The 18324-nt window shown below is 35.0% G+C and carries 16 protein-coding genes and 1 pseudogene; 15 read left to right on the top strand and 2 right to left on the bottom strand.

The genetic code is table 11. The features are described from left to right. Positions 1-109 precede the first annotated feature (109 nt). The 13 genes and pseudogenes from ccoS to ACJAZK_RS01435 all read left to right on the top strand — a co-directional run bounded on the left by ccoS (position 110) and on the right by ACJAZK_RS01435 (position 14593). Positions 110-295, top strand: coding sequence for a cbb3-type cytochrome oxidase assembly protein CcoS (gene ccoS, locus ACJAZK_RS01495; RefSeq protein ID WP_415222260.1), 186 nt, complete (start codon positions 110-112; stop codon positions 293-295). A 10-nt stretch (positions 296-305) separates the two neighbouring features. Next, positions 306-2489: a cytochrome-c oxidase, cbb3-type subunit I gene (gene ccoN, locus ACJAZK_RS01490; protein ID WP_415222259.1), complete on the top strand. Its 2184-nt coding sequence runs from the start codon at positions 306-308 to the stop codon at positions 2487-2489. Between the two features lie 6 nt (positions 2490-2495). Then, positions 2496-2681 carry a hypothetical protein gene (locus ACJAZK_RS01485; RefSeq protein WP_028873341.1) on the top strand — a complete coding sequence of 62 codons (186 nt, stop codon included), beginning with the start codon at positions 2496-2498 and terminating at the stop codon, positions 2679-2681. Continuing rightward, entirely contained in the window at positions 2678-3628 is a 951-nt protein-coding gene (locus ACJAZK_RS01480; protein ID WP_415222258.1) for a cbb3-type cytochrome c oxidase N-terminal domain-containing protein, read from the top strand. Before ACJAZK_RS01485 ends, ACJAZK_RS01480 begins: the two co-directional genes overlap by 4 nt. Before the next feature lie 3 nt (positions 3629-3631). After that, positions 3632-5056, top strand: a complete 1425-nt coding sequence (gene ccoG / locus ACJAZK_RS01475; protein WP_415222257.1) for a cytochrome c oxidase accessory protein CcoG — start codon at positions 3632-3634, stop codon at positions 5054-5056. 12 nt (positions 5057-5068) lie between these two features. Beyond that, on the top strand, positions 5069-5515 hold the full coding sequence (locus ACJAZK_RS01470; RefSeq protein ID WP_415222256.1) for a FixH family protein: 447 nt from the start codon (positions 5069-5071) through the stop codon (positions 5513-5515). 10 nt (positions 5516-5525) lie between these two features. After that, positions 5526-6227, top strand: a complete 702-nt coding sequence (locus ACJAZK_RS01465) for a sulfite exporter TauE/SafE family protein (RefSeq protein WP_415222255.1) — start codon at positions 5526-5528, stop codon at positions 6225-6227. Between the two features lie 45 nt (positions 6228-6272). Continuing rightward, the gene (locus ACJAZK_RS01460) at positions 6273-7712 is read left to right on the top strand and encodes a pyridoxal phosphate-dependent decarboxylase family protein (RefSeq protein ID WP_415222254.1); all 1440 of its coding nucleotides are present in this window, start codon (positions 6273-6275) and stop codon (positions 7710-7712) included. A 93-nt stretch (positions 7713-7805) separates the two neighbouring features. Further along, positions 7806-8225, top strand: coding sequence for a CBS domain-containing protein (locus tag ACJAZK_RS01455; protein WP_415222253.1), 420 nt, complete (start codon positions 7806-7808; stop codon positions 8223-8225). 91 nt (positions 8226-8316) lie between these two features. Continuing rightward, on the top strand, positions 8317-8751 hold the full coding sequence (locus tag ACJAZK_RS01450) for an RrF2 family transcriptional regulator (protein ID WP_415222252.1): 435 nt from the start codon (positions 8317-8319) through the stop codon (positions 8749-8751). A 25-nt stretch (positions 8752-8776) separates the two neighbouring features. Continuing rightward, positions 8777-8863, top strand: a pseudogene (locus ACJAZK_RS01445) (purine-nucleoside phosphorylase); the annotation flags it as partial. 471 nt (positions 8864-9334) lie between these two features. Next, the gene (locus ACJAZK_RS01440; protein WP_415222251.1) at positions 9335-12619 is read left to right on the top strand and encodes a WD40/YVTN/BNR-like repeat-containing protein; all 3285 of its coding nucleotides are present in this window, start codon (positions 9335-9337) and stop codon (positions 12617-12619) included. A gap of 21 nt (positions 12620-12640) precedes the next feature. Further along, a complete protein-coding gene (locus tag ACJAZK_RS01435) occupies positions 12641-14593 on the top strand; it encodes a S9 family peptidase (RefSeq protein WP_415222250.1) in 1953 nt (650 codons plus the stop codon). Positions 14594-14675: 82 nt separating this feature from the next. Here the strand turns inward: ACJAZK_RS01435 and ACJAZK_RS01430 are convergent, their stop codons facing one another. Continuing rightward, on the bottom strand, positions 14676-15497 hold the full coding sequence (locus ACJAZK_RS01430; protein WP_415222249.1) for a universal stress protein: 822 nt from the start codon (positions 15495-15497) through the stop codon (positions 14676-14678). 84 nt (positions 15498-15581) lie between these two features. Then, on the bottom strand, positions 15582-16946 hold the full coding sequence (gene hemN / locus ACJAZK_RS01425; protein WP_415222248.1) for an oxygen-independent coproporphyrinogen III oxidase: 1365 nt from the start codon (positions 16944-16946) through the stop codon (positions 15582-15584). 143 nt (positions 16947-17089) lie between these two features. Here hemN and ACJAZK_RS01420 point away from each other — a divergent pair, with 143 nt between their 5' ends. Both ACJAZK_RS01420 and ACJAZK_RS01415 read left to right on the top strand, forming a co-directional pair. Further along, positions 17090-17713: a superoxide dismutase family protein gene (locus tag ACJAZK_RS01420; RefSeq protein WP_415222247.1), complete on the top strand. Its 624-nt coding sequence runs from the start codon at positions 17090-17092 to the stop codon at positions 17711-17713. 80 nt (positions 17714-17793) lie between these two features. Continuing rightward, entirely contained in the window at positions 17794-18324 is a 531-nt protein-coding gene (locus ACJAZK_RS01415; RefSeq protein WP_028873319.1) for an RNA polymerase sigma factor, read from the top strand.

Genomic DNA, 18324 nt, shown 5'->3' with positions numbered 1-18324 from the left:
CTTTCCTTGAAGAGGGTTGGGGTAAGGAAAATTTATAATCCAAACATGATAAAAATCATATTTTAAGAACGCGTTCGAACGTAATTTTGAACCATAACTTCTAATAGGTATGAGTGTTATATATATTTTACTAAGTATCAGCATTATTATTGCTGTTGTGTTTTTTATTGCATTTATAACTGCAGTGAGAAAAGGACAGTTTGATGATAGTTATACACCTTCTGTTAGAATGCTTTTTGATGACGAACTCGTTAAAAAGGAACCAAAACCATCTATTAAAATCAAAAAAGACTAATTAAATTACTATGGAAGTTCAACAGTTTCATTACGATAACAAAATCGTCAAAAATTTCCTATACGCCACCATGATTTGGGGAGTTGTAGGGATGTCAGTAGGTTTACTACTCGCATTCATGTTTCTATTTCCAAATATGACCAGCGGAATTTCCTGGTTAAGTTTTGGTCGTTTAAGACCATTACACACCAATGCGGTGATTTTTGCGTTTGTTGGAAATGCGATTTTTGCTGGTGTCTATTACTCGACACAACGGTTATTAAAAGCAAGAATGTTCAATGATACCTTAAGCAAAATCAACTTTTGGGGTTGGCAAGCTATAATAGTTGGCGCAGCGATTACACTACCTCTAGGGTATACAACGTCTAAAGAATACGCTGAATTAGAATGGCCTTTTGATATAGCGATTGCTGTTATTTGGGTTGTTTTTGGTTGGAACTTAATAGGTACCATATTAAAAAGAAGGCAGCGTCATTTATATGTAGCCATCTGGTTTTATCTCGCAACATTTGTAACCGTCGCTGTGCTTCATATCTTTAATAGTTTAGCTTTACCAGTGAGTGGTTTAAAAAGTTACTCAGTATATGCAGGGGTTCAAGATGCCTTAGTGCAATGGTGGTATGGACATAATGCCGTTGCCTTTTTCTTAACGACACCTTTTTTAGGATTGATGTATTATTTTGTACCAAAAGCAGCGAATAGACCGATTTACTCTTACAGACTTTCAATCGTTCACTTTTGGTCATTGATATTTATTTACATTTGGGCTGGTCCTCACCATTTATTATACACGGCGTTACCAGAATGGGCTCAAAACCTTGGGGTGGCATTTTCAGTTATGTTATTAATGCCTTCTTGGGGAGGAATGATCAATGGTCTACTGACGCTTCGTGGTGCCTGGGATAAAGTACGTACAGATCCTGTTTTAAAATTTATGGTCGTCGCCATTACCGGTTATGGTATGGCAACTTTTGAAGGCCCTATGCTATCGCTTAAAAGCGTAAATGCTATGGCGCATTTCACAGATTGGATTATCGCTCACGTTCACGTTGGAGCACTTGCTTGGAATGGGTTTTTAACCTTTGGAATGATCTACTACCTAGTACCAAAATTATTTAAAACAAAATTATATTCTATAGGTCTTGCAAACCTTCACTTTTGGATTGGCACATTAGGAATTATCTTTTACACCTTACCAATGTACGTAGCTGGGTTTCAACAATGGGCAATGTGGAAACAGTTTAATCCAGATGGAACTTTAGTGTATGGTAATTTCTTAGAAACAGTAACTGCAATCATGCCACTATACTGGATGCGTGCCATTGGTGGAACACTATTTATTACGGGTACCTTAATAATGGTTGTCAATGTGATTATCACTATTGTACAAGGTAGTAACGTCACCGATGAACTTGCAGAAGCTCCTGCGCTTCAGCGTGTCTCTAAAAGACGTGTTGCTGGAGAAGGATGGCACACTTGGTTAGAACGTAAGCCTGTTAAATTAACAATTTTGGCTACCGTCGCTATACTTATTGGTGGTATCGTACAAATTGTACCAACATTATTAGTAAAATCAAATATCCCAACTATTGCTAGTGTAAAACCTTATACACCTTTAGAACTAGAAGGGCGAGATATTTATATAAGAGAGGGCTGTGTTGGCTGTCATTCACAAATGGTACGTCCATTTAGAAATGAGGTTGAACGCTATGGTGAATATTCAAAAGCTGGAGAATTTGTTTATGATCATCCATTCCTTTGGGGAAGTAAACGTACAGGTCCAGATTTACATCGCATTGGAGGAAAGTACTCCGACAATTGGCACTTAAACCATATGTATGATCCACAAAGCACCTCTTCTGGTTCTATTATGCCTTCTTATCAATGGCTTGTAAGAGATGCGCTTGACAAATCACAAACCGAGGCTAAAATGAAAGTTATGGTTACGCTTGGAGTGCCTTATGCAGACGAAGAAATTGCTAATGCACAACAATTGATGGATGCACAAGGTACTCAAATTGAAAAAAACCTATACACAGATCCAGATTTTGCATCAACATATGAAGCAGATAAACAAGCTGGTGGAGATGCTTTCATTGAAATGCGAAATAGAGAAATTGTAGCAGTCATTGCTTATTTGCAACGACTTGGTACAGATATTAAAGTTAAGGACGTTTCAACAACTCAAAACTAATTAATCATGTTAAAATTTGTAAAAAACCATATGGAAAGCATCGCAGGAATAGAAATATATCCTTTGATTTCCCTAATTATATTTTTCAGTTTTTTTGTCATCTTATTTTGGTGGGTAATTACTGCAAAAAAAGACTACATCACTACCGTGAGTAATATCCCTTTAGATAACCAAAACCCATCAGAACTATGAGAAAAATTCCATTATGGTTAAGAGTACCTGTAATATTCTTTATCATTTTCGCAATTACAGAGCTTGTTATAGATTCTGGAGGTGAGCCAACATTTATAGCGCAACCTTTAGTGTCGTTATTCTTGTTACTTGTACTTCTTATTTTAATTGCCATAGAGGCAATTACTAGTGCATTAGATAATGTATTGTATCAAAGTCTTGATGCAGAAGAAAAGGCTAGATACGATGCAAAACGAAATGCACCTGCAAAACTAATACAGTGGCTTCAAAAATTATATTCTAAATCTCTAGGTCAAAAACCTATGGAACAAGAACATGTCATCATTTTAGATCATAACTATGACGGAATTAAAGAATTAGATAATGATTTACCGCCTTGGTGGACATATGGATTCTACGCTTCTATTGTTTTTGCAGCAGTTTATATGGTAAAATACCATGTATTCAATGGTGATACTCAAATTGATGAACTTCAAGCAGAAATTGCTCAGGCCAAAATTGATATTGAAGAGTATAAAAAAACGGCAAAAGATTTAGTTGACTTTAATACAGTAACACTATTAGCCGATGCCACAGACCTTAGCAATGGTAAGACAATCTTTGAAACTAACTGCGTGGCTTGTCACAAAGCAGATGGTGGTGGAGGAATTGGCCCTAACCTGACCGATAAAAACTGGATTTTAGGTGGAGGAATTAAAAATGTATTTAAAACAATTTCTGAAGGTGGTCGAGACGGAAAAGGTATGATCTCATGGAAACAGAGTTTAAAACCTTCAGAAATGGCACAAGTTGCTAGCTACCTTCTTATATTTCAAGGAACCACACCTGCTGAACCTAAAGCTCCTGAAGGTGATATTTGGGTTGATGACAGTGAAACAGTTGAACAAATAGTTACTGATTTCAAGGAACCAAAAACAGATTCCACATTAAATGTAGAAGAAAAATAAAATATGGAAACACCCAAAAACGAATCGTTCAGAGACACCATTGGCACCCTTACTGATGATGGAAAACGTGCTTGGGTATATCCAAAAAAACCAAGTGGTCGCTATTACGAAAAGCGAAAAATAGTAAGCTACGGTCTCATCGTCTTTCTTTTTATTGCACCATTTATCAAAGTGGGTGGCCATCAATTTTTAATGTTCAATGTATTAGAACGTCGTTTTAATATTTTTGGCTTTCCGTTTTGGCCACAAGACTTCTATTTGTTTGTGATTTCAATGTTGATTGGCGTCGTTTTTGTTGCTCTTTTTACAGTAGCATTTGGTCGTATTTTTTGTGGATGGATTTGTCCGCAAACCATATTCATGGAAATGGTTTTTAGACGAATAGAATATTGGATTGATGGAGACAGAAATAAACAACGTAAGCTTGATCGACAAAAATGGGATTTAGAAAAAATCAGAAAACGCCTATTAAAATGGTTTGTATTTCTGGTGATTTCATTTCTAATCGCTAACGTATTTTTAGCCTATTTAATTGGAAGTGACACCCTTATTAAATATATAACCGAAGGGCCTTTTGCTCATACTAGCACACTTATTCCGCTAGTCATATTTACAGCTGTTTTTTATTTTGTGTTTGCCTGGTTTAGAGAGCAAGTATGCATTATCGCTTGTCCTTATGGTAGATTACAAGGCGTTTTATTAGATAATAAGTCAATTATCGTGGCTTACGATCATAAACGAGGAGAAGCTGAAAATGGACGTAAGAGTTTTAGAAAAAATGAAGACCGTCAAGCTCTTGGCCATGGTGATTGTATAGATTGTATGCAATGTGTAAATGTTTGCCCAACAGGAATTGATATTAGGAATGGCACCCAATTAGAATGTGTCAACTGTACAGCCTGTATAGATGAATGTGATCATATTATGGATAGTATCAATCTGCCACAAGGATTGATTCGTTATGCCAGTGAAGATGAAATAGAAAAGAAAAATAAATTTGAATTGACGCCACGTTTAAAAGGCTATACCGCAGTATTGATTATTTTGACTGGTCTGCTCACAGGATTGCTTTTATTAAGAACAGATCTTGAAGCTAGAATTTTGAGGCTTCCTGGGCAATTATATGAGCATAAACAGGGTCATATCATTAGTAATGTATTTACTTATAAATTGATTAACAAAACAACAGATACTATAAGCGATGTGAGCTTTAAATTGCGAAAGTATAAAGGCGAAATTAAATTGGTATCAACGTCAGATAATTTTCAAGTACCAGCCCAAGGCGCTGCAGAAGGTACCGTATTTATAGAAATTGATAAGAGTGAACTCTCGGGTGATAAAGACAAACTAATGATTGAAGTGTATAGTGGAGACGAATTGATAGAAACCACCACTGTTAATTTCTTAGGTCCAAGAAGTTATAATTAAAAATAAAGAATTATGAAATTTAATTGGGGAACAGTAATCGTATTAGCTTTTATAGCTTTTATAAGCTTTATAATGTACTTCGTCATTCATATGAATATGAATGATAAATATGATACATCATTAGTGACAGAAAATTATTACAAGGCAGAATTAGAATTCCAAGACGAAATAAACAAAGAAAATAATGCTAAAGCTTTAACAACAAATATTTCCTGGATCCGAACTGACAAAGGTTTAGAAATTTCATTTCCCAAATCTTTAGATACAAATAAAATTACTGGAAAAGTGTTCCTATATCGACCGTCTAATAAACAAGTGGACTTTGAAACTACAATTTCATTGTCAAATCACAATTTGCTCATACCTGACAATCGTTTGTTAGATGGTCGTTGGAACATTAAGGTTGATTGGCAATATAAAGGTAAATCATATCTCTACAAAAAAGAGATTATCTATTAAAGTAAAAAAAATGCTCTGGTCTGCACTCATATTTGGTCTTTTAGGAAGTTTTCACTGCGTTGGCATGTGTGGACCTATCGCCTTCATGTTGCCTGTAGATAGAAGTAATTCTACTAGAAAAGTATTTCAGATTTTCACGTATCACTTCGGAAGGTTGCTAGCCTACTCCATTATAGGTCTCGTTTTTGGAGTAGTAGGCAAGAGTTTATATCTCTTCGGGATTCAACAACAACTATCAATTATTATCGGAGTTTTAATGATCGTAGTCGTGCTCATCCCAGTTCGAATTTTCAATAAATACAACTTCTCAAAACCTTTATACAGGCTCATTTCCGCAGTAAAAACAAAACTAGGGAAAGCACTTAAAAAGAAAACAGCCGATACGTTTTTAACCATAGGTTTTCTTAACGGTTTTCTCCCTTGCGGATTAGTATATATGGCAGTTTTTGCGTCTCTAACGATGCAAAATGCAGTATATGGCAGTTTATATATGATACTTTTTGGTTTGGGCACAATCCCTTTAATGACGACTGCAATTTATCTAGGAAAATTTTTAAATTCTTCTGTAAAGCAGCGCATTCAAAAAGCGATTCCTGTATGTATCGTGATTATTGGATTGTTATTTATAGTTCGTGGTATGGGATTGGGAATTCCTTACCTCTCTCCTGCTCCAATTGTTGATGTAGCTTCTAGTACAATAGACTGCCATTAACGTATGACAACCCATCACACACTAACTATTTTTTTAACTCAACGTATGTCATTAACTAAAACTAATATAAGTAAATTACAATTATCAAAAGAAGACATGAAAAGCTATGGCTACCAAGTGATTGACGCCATTGTTGAGCATTTTGACACAGCACATTTAAAAAAACCAGTGGCTTATGCTTCTAGAGACGAAATGGATTTACTTTTTAATGCTGAAATCCCTGAAAAAGAAAGCGATTTTCAAGAAGTTTTTGATTTTGTGATTAAAAAAGTATTACCAAATAGTAATATTGTTTCGCATCCAAAATCGTTTTCTTTTGTTCCAGGCCCAAGTAATTATGTAAGTGTTATGGCAGACACGCTAGCAACTGGATTTAATATTTTTTCTGGTGGATGGGCTGTATCTCCCGCAGCTGCAGAAGTTGAAATAGTGACTATGAACTGGTTATTAAAACTATTTAAATTTCCCGCAAAAACAGGAGGAGGCATCTTTACCAGTGGTGGCTCAATGGCTAATCTAACGGCTCTTACTACTGCAAGACAACAACGTTGCGGTGATGATTTTTCTAAAGCCATTATTTATATGTCAGACCAAACTCACTCTTCAAATATAAAAGCCATAAGAATACTTGGTTTTAAAAAAGAACAGGTTCGAATTATCCCTACAGACCTAGAATTCAAAATGGCGATGAATAAGCTAAAAAATGCAATTGCAAAAGATCGCTTAGAAGGGCTTCAACCTTTTTGTATTATTGCCACAGCAGGAACGACCAATACAGGAAGCGTAGATCCTCTTAATGAGATTGCAAAAATATGTAAGGTCGAAAACCTCTGGTTTCATGTTGATGGTGCTTATGGAGGAGCTGCTATTTTATCTAAAAAAGGGAAGCAGTTATTAAAAGGTATAGAAAAGGCTGACTCCTTAACTATAGATCCTCATAAATGGTTATTTCAACCTTATGAAATGGGATGTTTATTGGTACGTAATCATAAATGGCTAAGTAAGACATTTAGTGAAAAATCTGAATATCTCAGGGATATTAAAGGTAATACCTCTGAAATTAACTTTTATGATCATGGTGTTCAATTAACTCGTCGCTTTAGGGCTTTAAAATTTTATATGTCTATGAAGACATTTGGATTAGATGCCTTTAAAAGCGCGATTACCTACTCTATTGATCTAGCAGATAACGTAGAAGATTACTTGCGAAAAAGCACGAACTGGGAAGTTATTTCATCAGCAACATTAGCGGTAATAAACTTTAGATATAATCCAATTGGGAAGACATTTTCAGAAAAAGAATTAGATGCTCTAAATCAAAAAATTTCTCAAAACGTCGTAGACTCTAGGGAAGCGCTATTAGTAACTACGGTTCTACAAAACCAAGTGGTACTTAGAATGTGTTTGATAAACCCAAGAACAACTCTTAATGATGTCAAAGAGACCTTAGAATTATGTGAATCTTTTACTGAAACACGCCTCTAAAATTAGATTTAAATTTAAGAGTTTACTGACATTTATCATAGTTTTTCAGGCTATCTAATTGTAATTTTAGTATAGAATTTAAAACCTAAAAACATGAAAAAAAGAACACCTATTTCAGCAATAATGACAACAGACGTTATCACTTTAAATCTTACTGATAACCTAGAAACCGCCGAATCCCTTTTTAAGAAAAACAAAATTAGGCATATTCCAGTTGTAAGTGGAGACCACATTATAGGCATATTGAGTTATACAGATTTACTTAGAATTAGCTTTGCAGATAGTGTAAATGAAGAGGAACAAGATGTTGACACTGTAGTTTACAATATGTCTACCATTGAGCAGGTCATGGCTAAAAATCTAGTTAGTGTGACTTCTAATTCGACAATAAAAGAAGTTGCAGAGATCCTTTCTAAAAAAGAATTTCACGCATTACCAATAGTAGATGATAATAAATTGGTTGGTATTGTAACGACTACAGATTTAATTAATTTTTTAATTGAACAGTTTTAATGTGTCATCATTAACATGATAAATCCTAAAAGATGATTTGTGATTTTTTAGGATTTATTTAGATTTATTTTTTCATTTAAACTTAAGAAAAATGTTTTCGAAAGCTTGCGAATACGGTATAAGAGCATCCATTTTTATTGCCAAAAACTCCTTTGAAGGCAAACGTGTTAATCCTCGGGAAATTTCCGAAGAAATAAATTCTCCCTATGCGTTCACAGCAAAAATATTACAAACTTTAGTGAAACACAATATCATTAAATCTGTAAGAGGAGCACACGGTGGTTTTGAGATAATTAAAGAAGATATTCCAAATATTAAGCTTTCTCAAATTGTGGAGGCTATAGATGGAGATATTATTTATGAAGGCTGTGGATTAGGCTTAGACAAATGTGAAGAACAGCAGCCTTGTTCTGTGCATGATAAATTTAAAATTATACGTAAAAGTCTTAAAAAGATGCTCAAGAACACGAGTATTGAAGAACTTGCCATTGATTTGCAGAGAGGTACTTCTTTTCTAAAAATTTAAAAAATATATTATAAATTAATATCAGATGAGTATACACATAGAAGCAAAAAAGGGAGATATAGCAGCAATAGTTTTATTACCTGGTGATCCAATGAGAGCAAAATGGATTGCAGTACACATTTTTTTATATACATCAGCTCCGTGAGTTGCCATTTTTTGATCTATAACTGCATCTAATGTTATAGCCGTAATTGGTCCAATGCCTTTGTTAGTTAAATCTACTCTTTTTGATGCAGGTACTTGGGTTTCCTTGGGTACCTCAACCTTTACTGGAGCTTCTTTTTTCCCAAAATAAATGGCCTCTTTTTTCTTTTCTTTTTTACCTCCACAACTTAAAAGTAGGGTTACAAATAATACAGTCATTAATGTTAGTATTCTTTTCATTATATATTGATTTATGGAGTAAATTTAGTGAGTTGACATCGCAATAAATATGACATTTATCGTATTCCGGATATATCTATCTTTATTAAACCTTCAACTATATGAGATTGTTGATCCTGTTAAATTTCACCTTTAAACTAAAGTCATGATTTATGGATTCAAACTTTTGCTTATCTTTAAAGCAATCAAACCAAAGTAAATGAAAAAATCACTTTCCTTGTTGCTATTATTAGCATCAATCACTCTTCTTGCACAAGACATTTCACTAGACGTATTAAAAAACATGAAACCTCGTAACATTGGTCCTGGCGGAATGTCTGGACGTGTCACAGCCATTGATGTTGTTCACACTAACACCAATATTATGTATGTAGGAACTGCTTCTGGTGGTCTTTGGAAAAGTGACTCTGGAGGCATTACTTGGTCTCCAATTTTTGATAATGAAGTTACCGCATCTATTGGAGCAGTTGCTATACAACAATCAAACCCTAGTGTGATTTGGGTAGGAACAGGTGAAGGTAATCCTAGAAATAGTCTAAACGGTGGTTATGGTGTTTTTAAATCCTTAGATGGCGGAAAAACTTGGACTGCCATGGGCTTAAAAAATACACGACATATTCATCGCGTAATTATTGATCCTACAAATCCAGATGTGGTTTATGTTGGAGCTATAGGCTCGCCATGGGGAGCACACCCAGAACGCGGTGTTTTTAAAACTACAGATGGCGGAGAATCATGGAACAAAATCTTATTTGCAAACAACAAAACAGGGGTTGCCGATTTAGTCATGGACCCTACAAATCCAAACAAATTGATTGCAGCACTGTGGGAACATAAACGTGACCCATGGTTTTTTAATTCTGGAGGTGAAGGCTCTGGTTTACACATTACTCATGATGGCGGAAAAACGTGGAAAAAAATCACGGAAAAAGAAGGCTTTCCAAAAGGTGACTTAGGCCGCATTGGTATCGCTATAGCGCCAAACAAACCCAACATAATTTATGCACTGGTTGAAGCAGAGAAAAACGCATTATACAAAAGTGAAGATGGTGGTTTTTCATGGACAATGACGAACAAAAAAAGTGATATTGGAAACAGACCCTTTTACTATTCTGAAATATACGTAGACCCACAAAATGAAAATCGTGTCTACTCTGTTTTCACCTATATTAACGTTTCTGAAGATGGCGGAAAAAACTTCAAACAATTGATGCCTGCTTATGGCGCAGATAACGGTGTACATCCAGATCATCATGCTTGGTGGATTCATCCTACAGATGGTAATTTTATGATTGATGGTAATGATGGTGGAATGAATATTACCAGAGATGGAGGAAAGTCATGGCGCTTTATTGGCAACTTACCTGTTGCTCAATTTTATCACATCAATGTAGATAATGAAACCCCATACAATGTATATGGTGGCATGCAAGATAACGGCTCATGGAGAGGTCCTGCATACGTTTGGAGAACACAAGGAATTCGTAATAGTTACTGGCAAGAAATTAGCTTTGGTGATGGTTTTGATGTCGTACCAGATAGAGATGATTCGCGTTACGGTTGGTCAATGAGCCAACAAGGTTATGTGAGTAGATATGACTGGCAAACAGGGAATAATTATTCGGTAAAACCAACACATCCAGATCCAAAAATGGAATTACGTTTCAATTGGAACTCTGCTATAAACATTGATCCGTTTGATAATAGCACACTGTATTTCGGAAGTCAGTTCGTGCATAAATCCACAAATAAAGGAGAAACATGGACTGTTATTTCTCCAGACCTCACCACCAACGATCCTGAAAAACAGAAACAATCTGAAAGTGGCGGTCTTACAATGGATGCTACAGGAGCAGAAAATCACACAACGATCTTGGTCATAGAACCTTCTCCATTAGAAGAAAACATGCTTTGGATAGGCACAGATGACGGAAAAGTACATTATACGATGAATGGTGGTACATCATGGAATGATATCACAAAAAACATCAAAGACTTGCCTGCGGGAAGCTGGGTGACGCAAATAAAAGCCTCTAATAAAAATAAAGGTGAAGCATTATTAGTTGCGAACGACTACAGACGTTTTAATTATATACCGTACGCTTACCGAACTACGAATTATGGGAAAACATGGACTCGCATTGTAGATGCTGAAGATGTAGAAAGCTATGCTTTATCTATAATAGAAGACCCAATAGAAAAAAATCTCTTATTCTTAGGAACAGATGACGGATTATATATTTCTTTCGATGCTGGAAACAAATGGACTAAATGGACGAATGGATTTCCAACAGTATCCGTAAAAGATTTGATTATACATCCCAGAGAACACGATTTAATTATTGGTACGTTTGGTCGTGCTGCTTGGGTATTAGATGATATTCGTCCGTTACGTGCTATGGCAAAAACCAAAGAGCTTATCAATCAAAAACTAGAACTTTTTGAACCACCAACTGCATATCAAGCTGCCTACCAACAACCAACAGGTAGTCGTTTTGGAGCAGACGCTATGTATCATGGTGAAAATAGAGGTTATGGAGCAAGACTCTCTTATTTTGTAAAAATAGATGAGAAGATAAAAGTTTCAGAAAAGGAAAAAGATAAAAAAGAGGATAATGAGGAAGAAGATTCCGAAGAAAAAGATAATGATGACGCTACTTCGACTGCGCTAATTGAACAAGAAATAGATGACACTTCAACAGCTGAAAAAGAAGAAACTAAAGTAAAGTGGGATTCTATTCACCTCAAGATTTATGATGGTGATCGTTTAATAAGAACACTTAAACAAAAGGCTCCTGACTCCACTGGTTTATATAAATGGACTTGGTATTTGGAAGAGGCTGGTGCGGATTACCCTTCAAAACGCATTAGAAAACGCACAAACGAACCAGGAGGTGTGGCTGTAAAACCAGGAAACTATAAATTGGTGATGCATTTTGGTGATCAAACTTCTGAAGAGATGGTCACTGTGAAATCAGACCCAAGAGTTAATACTTCAATGGTAAATATTAATCAAGTTTATGATGCCTCTAAACGGTTAGAAGGCATGCAACAAACTGCTGCAGACGCCGTAAAACAACTCATTGAGAGCAAGACTATTGCTAAAGACTACCAATCACGTCTTAGTAAATTGGATAAGAAAAAGCACAAAGATGATATAAAAGCATCAAAAGCTATTATTAAAAATATTGATAGTATCGTTGACCAATTTTTAGGAAAAGAAGATAAGCGCCAAGGTATTACAAGAAATCCAGAAGTTACTGTTATGCAACGTTTAGGTCAAGCAAGACAATATGTTGGCTCAAGACAAAATGGGATTACGACAACAGAAACGACGTTGATAAAAAACGCTAAAGATGCTTTAGAAAGTGTATTAACTGAGATGAATACATTTTTTAATGACAACTGGAAACCCTATCAATCTAAAATGGAACAAGTACAACCTAATCCATTTAAAGAGATAAAGACTTTTAAATTAGATTAACAACACACTAAAACAATCATTATGCAAACAAAAATTTTAGGATTATGCCTAGCAATTCTTTTGTTTTCCTGTAAAGAGGAAAATAAAGAAGAGGCAATGGCTGCACGTGAAATTCAACAGTACACTATTGAACAATTCATGGACAATGAAGCTGTTGGAGGCGGAAGTTTTTCTGCTGATAATAGTAATTTACTCGTGTCAAGCAATCGCTCTGGCATTTACAATGTGTACAACATACCTACTATAGGCGGTGAAATGACTGCGATTACAACATCAGATAGCACTTCGGTTTTTGCAGAGTCTTACTTTCCTAATGACAATAGAATGTTGTTAAGTGCCGATGGAAACGGTGATGAAATTGACCACCTTTTTGTACGAGATCTAGAAGGTACAATTAAAGACATCACACCAGCGAATGGTGCTAAGGCACTTTTTTACGGCTGGTCTGAAGATGGCCAATATTTATATTACGGCTCTAATAAACGAGATCCTAGATATTTTGATACTTATAAAATGTCAATTAGTGATTTTTCTTCAGAAATGATTTATAAAGATGAAACTGGACTTACTTTTTCTGGGATGTCTAAGGATGAAAATTATTTTGCGCTTAGTAAGTCTTTAAACACGAATGATAGTGATTTATCATTGTATAATGTGAAGACCAAACAAATGATTAAAATTAATGAGAATCAAAGTGCCAATTCACCTCAGGATTTTTCTGAGGATGATACTACCTTATATTACACCACAGATGATGGTGCGGAATTCGCCTATTTAATGTCTTATAACCTAGAGACTCAAGAAAAGAAAAAAGTACTAGAGAAATCATGGGATATTTCGGGCGCTGGTTTTACTTCTGAAGGAAAATACATGGTGATTTACGTCAATGACGATGGCAAAAATGCCATAGAAGTTTTAGATTCTAAAACCATGATAGCTATTGATTTACCAGATTTTGGAGATAAGAGTATTACTAGTGTTAGTTTTAGCGATGACGAAAATTGGATGCGGATGTATGTTGGTGGTTCTAATTCACCATCAGATTTATACACTTATAATTTTGAAACCAGAGAACAATACAAACTTACCAATGTCTTAAATGAGGAGATCAATGCAGACGACTTAGTAACGGCAAAAGTAATTCGTTACGAGTCGTTTGACGGCACTGTGATTCCAGCAATATACTATCTGCCTAAACAAGCTTCTGCAGAAAACAAAGTACCAGCAATGGTTTGGGTTCATGGTGGTCCTGGAGGTCAAACACGTCAAGGGTTTAGCTCACTCGTTCAGTATATGGTCAATCATGGTTATGCCGTTTTAGCAGTAAATAATCGTGGTAGTAGTGGCTACGGAAAGACCTTTTACCAAATGGATGATCTCAACCACGGAGAGAAAGATTTACAAGATTGTGTAGAAGGTAAAAACTGGTTAGCGTCGCAAACTGAAATTGATGGTGATAAAATTGGAATTATAGGTGGCTCATATGGTGGTTATATGACAATGGCTGCTCTCACTTACACTCCAGAAGAATTTGATGTTGGTGTCAATTTATTTGGTGTTACTAATTGGATGCGAACACTAAAAAGTATTCCGCCATATTGGGAATCAATGAGAAAGTCGCTCTACTTAGAGTTAGGTGATCCATTTTCGGCAGATTCTGTCAGATTGAAACGTATTTCTCCATTGTTTCACACTGATAAGGTGACAAAACCTTTAATTGTTTTACAAGGTGCTCAAGACCCTAGAGTTTTACAAGTAGAAAGTGACGAGATTGTTGCTGGCGTGAGAAAAAATGGTGTCCCTGTAGAATATGTTTTATTCGAAGATGAAGGTCATGGGTTCGTGAAAAAAGAAAACCAAATAGAATCGTATAGCAGAATTCTAAAGTTTTTAGATAAACATCTTAAACAGGAAAATACGTCTATAGATGGAGACACTGAAAGCACAGAAATTGAAGCTGAAGAGGTAAATTAATACTTCAATATTTTTTAGTTAGTGTACAAAAAAAAGCTTGAGCAATATGCTCAAGCTTTTTCATTTTAGGAAACATCTAAAACTAAATTTTAAATGTAATGACTGGTAAAGTTGCGTGATTTGCAACATCTTCAGACACGCTTCCTGAAAAGAAATGTGCTAAACCTTTTCTTCCATGTGTTGGTACAGCAATTAAATCTGCTCCCAAAAGATTGGAAGCATTTAGTATTCCTTTTTCTACAGTATAGTCTGAGGTATAATGCACATCGTTTAATTTATCTAGATTCCCATCTGCTGTTTGAAGGAAGCTAGCTACTGTTTTTTCTATTTCTAAAGAACTTTTAAAACCTTCTCCAGGAACATTAACATGTATTAACTTTAAATTGCTAAACAGATGACGAGCCTTAATATAGGGTTCTATCATTTCTTTAGAAAAATCAGAAGCAAATGCAACAATATCAAAATCTAATTTATCAGGTTTTTGTTTAACGACTAAAACAGGAATCTCTGAGTACCTAACTACTTTTTCTGTGTTAGATCCTACAAAAATCTCTGATAAACCACTCGCTCCATGTGACCCCATAACAATCATATCGGCATTATGCTCTTTAGCGACCTCTGCAACTTCACTAAATACTTTGAAGTGTTTAACGATTGGTGTTATACTAATACCTTTAAGAAAGTCCTTATTTAAGTACTCTTCAAATTTTTGTTCGGCCAGTTTCAAATAGAATACCATTTGTTGGTCTTGGTCCTCACCAGAACTAATCAAACTTCCTTGATCTAGCTCTAACATATGTAAAACTAAAAGGTCAGCATTGTTTCGTTTTGCCAAAATAGCAGCTGTTTCCAGTGCATATTCAGAATATTGAGAAAAATCTATTGGTACTATTATCTTATCCATACTATTATGTTTTTTGGTTGTACATGAGTTAATATAAAGGTTTTAATAACGTATCAAAACATTTAAAACTTATTTAACATTGATTTAAACAGTCATAGAAAACAATCTTGTTTTAGGTTGTCTTCTTTGGAGTAAAACATCAAAAGCCATACAAACATTCCTGACATACGGTTGTCCTTTTTGTGTGATTTTAATACTTTCTTTTTCAAATATAACTAAACCATCAGCTTCCATTTCTTTTAGTTTAAAAACAATCTCATTTAATTCGTCGATAATAAACGATTGATTTGTCCAACTCGTTTCAAAATGACACATCAAATTTAAAATATGCTGTCTTACTATAAGATCTTCTTTAGTTAGCATATGCCCTCTATAAACTGGAATAATATTTTGTTCGATTAAATGATAATAGTCTTCAATTCCTTTTACGTTTTGGGAAAACCCATACCAACTATCACTAATGGATGAGACACCTAAGCCAATCATTACTTGTGTTTTTGAAGCTGTATAACCCATAAAATTACGATGTAATTTATGAGTTATCATCGCCTTATATAAGCTATCTGATTCTAAAGCAAAATGATCCATTCCAACTTCATGATAACCCGCTTGATTTAACAAGGCTTTACCAACTTCATATTGTGATCGTTTTGAAGCTCCAGAAGGCAAATTGGTTTCACTATAACCTCGTTGACCATTTCCTTTAATCCATGGGACGTGAGCATAACTATAAAAAGCAATTCTATCTGGCATCAATTCTTTAGTAAGCTCTATCGTTTTAGAGACATGAGCTACCGTTTGGAATGGCAGTCCAAAAATAATATCGTGACCAATTGAAGTATAACCAATTTCTCTAGCAGCCAATGTGGCTTGCTTTACATTTTCAAAAGGTTGGATGCGATGGATTGCTTTTTGAACCGTCTCATTATAATCTTGAACACCAAAACTTACTCTGGTGAATCCTAGATTATAAAGTGTTCGCAAGTGTTCTTTTGTGGTATTATTTGGATGACCTTCAAAACTAAATTCGTAATCATCTGCTAGATTAACGGTCCTTAAAATGCCTTTTATAAGTAATACTAAATTTTCCGAAGAAAAAAAGGTAGGCGTTCCTCCTCCAATATGAAGTTCTTTAATTTTTGGACGTCCTGTTAATAATTCAAGATATAAACTCCACTCTTTTAAAACCGATTTAATATACGGCTCTTCAACGTTATGCCGTTTAGTAATGCGCTTATTACAACCGCAAAATGTGCACATACTTTCACAAAATGGTAAATGAATGTAAAGACTAATGCCTTCAGAAATATTACTTTCGCTAAAGGAGATTGAGAGTGATTCTTTCCATTTTTTGAGTAAAAACGATGCATCGTCCCAATACGGAACAGTTGGATAACTTGTATATCGTGGTCCAGCCACATTATACTTTTGAACTAATGACTTGCACATACGTAAACAATTTAGGCCAAAGTTACAGCCATAAGTGTTGAAAAAACATGACATATATCATCTATATAAAATAAGTTGAAAAATTTTTAATCGCTTTAAATATTGAGTATCTTTCAACATAAATTTTACTAAAAACCACACCGATGAAAAAATCAATTTTATACATTTCAATTTTAACTTTAGGTTTAAGTGTATCCTGTAAATCTGACAAAAAAGAGGTCCCAACAGAGGAGACTACAGAAGTAGAAATAAAAACTGAGGAAAACGTTCAAAAAAGAGCCATAGCTAAAGAAGAACCTGCCTATTACGCAGATGATAAAAAAGTAGTATTAACTCTTGAATCTAAGAGTGAGAGTACTGCTATTGGAAACATTATATTTACACAAGAGCAAGGAATTGTGACTATGATTGCCGTACTTGACGGATTGACAGAAGGTGAACACGCTATCCATATTCACGAAAAAGCTGATTGCTCGTCTAGTGATGGAAAGTCGTCAGGAGGGCATTGGAACCCAACTGGAGAAGCACATGGTAAATGGGGAGATGCTGTCGGTTATCACAAAGGTGATATTGGTAACTTTAAAGCCAATGCAAAAGGACATGGAACTATTACCAAAATTACAGACGAGTGGTGTATTGGTTGTGGCGATGAAACAAAAGACATTCTAGGTAAAGCTATAATCGTACATCAAGGCACAGATGATTTCACATCTCAACCTTCTGGAGCTGCCGGAACTCGTGTAAGCTGTGGTGGTATTATTCAATAAGATTACTATTTTAAATAATTGGGTTATTTACAAGTTTTAAAATATCTTATTTTTAAACCTCTTAGAGCAAAGCATATTTTATGGATTTAGATCAATTGGTACGAGATTTTCAAAAGCAGGACGAAAGAGCTTTTGAAAAATTATACCATATGTATAGCAATAGCATGCATGGTGTTATTTATAATATTGTGAGAGATCACGAGATTGCCGAAGAGGTTATGCAAGACGTCTTCATAAAAGCATGGCATAAAGCAGATTCTTATAACTCAAGTAAAGGACGTTTTTTTACTTGGATTTTAAATATCGCAAGAAATGCTGCCATAGACAAAACAAGATCAAAAGCTTATAAGAATTCTGGAAAAAACCTTAATGCTGAATTTTTCGTAGATATTTTAGAAACTGCAGATAGCTTAAACGACAAAGTTGACGCTATAGGCATTGAAAAATACGTGAAGGCACTGGGTGAAAAATGCAAAAAAATTATTGAATACTTATACTTTAAGGGGTATACTCAGAAAGAGACCTCAGAAGAGTTAGACATTCCAATAGGAACAATAAAAACTAGAAATAGAAATTGCATCAAAGATTTGAGAACAATAGTATTAAAGTAA

The organism is Psychroserpens sp. (assembly GCF_047633235.1).
Classification (GTDB): Bacteria; Bacteroidota; Bacteroidia; order Flavobacteriales; family Flavobacteriaceae; genus Psychroserpens.
Note: the sequence above shows the minus strand (reverse complement) of the source record. Positions and strands in the feature narration are given on the sequence as shown.

Excerpts from the sequence above, each read along its gene's own strand:
- ccoS (WP_415222260.1), top strand. The coding sequence starts at position 110 with ATGAGTGTTATATATATTTTACTAAGTATCAGCATTATTATTGCTGTT.
- ccoN (WP_415222259.1), top strand. The coding sequence starts at position 306 with ATGGAAGTTCAACAGTTTCATTACGATAACAAAATCGTCAAAAATTTC.
- ACJAZK_RS01485 (WP_028873341.1), top strand. The coding sequence starts at position 2,496 with ATGTTAAAATTTGTAAAAAACCATATGGAAAGCATCGCAGGAATAGAA.
- ACJAZK_RS01480 (WP_415222258.1), top strand. The coding sequence starts at position 2,678 with ATGAGAAAAATTCCATTATGGTTAAGAGTACCTGTAATATTCTTTATC.
- ccoG (WP_415222257.1), top strand. The coding sequence starts at position 3,632 with ATGGAAACACCCAAAAACGAATCGTTCAGAGACACCATTGGCACCCTT.
- ACJAZK_RS01470 (WP_415222256.1), top strand. The coding sequence starts at position 5,069 with ATGAAATTTAATTGGGGAACAGTAATCGTATTAGCTTTTATAGCTTTT.
- ACJAZK_RS01465 (WP_415222255.1), top strand. The coding sequence starts at position 5,526 with ATGCTCTGGTCTGCACTCATATTTGGTCTTTTAGGAAGTTTTCACTGC.
- ACJAZK_RS01460 (WP_415222254.1), top strand. The coding sequence starts at position 6,273 with ATGTCATTAACTAAAACTAATATAAGTAAATTACAATTATCAAAAGAA.
- ACJAZK_RS01455 (WP_415222253.1), top strand. The coding sequence starts at position 7,806 with ATGAAAAAAAGAACACCTATTTCAGCAATAATGACAACAGACGTTATC.
- ACJAZK_RS01450 (WP_415222252.1), top strand. The coding sequence starts at position 8,317 with ATGTTTTCGAAAGCTTGCGAATACGGTATAAGAGCATCCATTTTTATT.
- ACJAZK_RS01440 (WP_415222251.1), top strand. The coding sequence starts at position 9,335 with ATGAAAAAATCACTTTCCTTGTTGCTATTATTAGCATCAATCACTCTT.
- ACJAZK_RS01435 (WP_415222250.1), top strand. The coding sequence starts at position 12,641 with ATGCAAACAAAAATTTTAGGATTATGCCTAGCAATTCTTTTGTTTTCC.
- ACJAZK_RS01430 (WP_415222249.1), bottom strand. The coding sequence starts at position 15,497 with ATGGATAAGATAATAGTACCAATAGATTTTTCTCAATATTCTGAATAT.
- hemN (WP_415222248.1), bottom strand. The coding sequence starts at position 16,946 with ATGTGCAAGTCATTAGTTCAAAAGTATAATGTGGCTGGACCACGATAT.
- ACJAZK_RS01420 (WP_415222247.1), top strand. The coding sequence starts at position 17,090 with ATGAAAAAATCAATTTTATACATTTCAATTTTAACTTTAGGTTTAAGT.
- ACJAZK_RS01415 (WP_028873319.1), top strand. The coding sequence starts at position 17,794 with ATGGATTTAGATCAATTGGTACGAGATTTTCAAAAGCAGGACGAAAGA.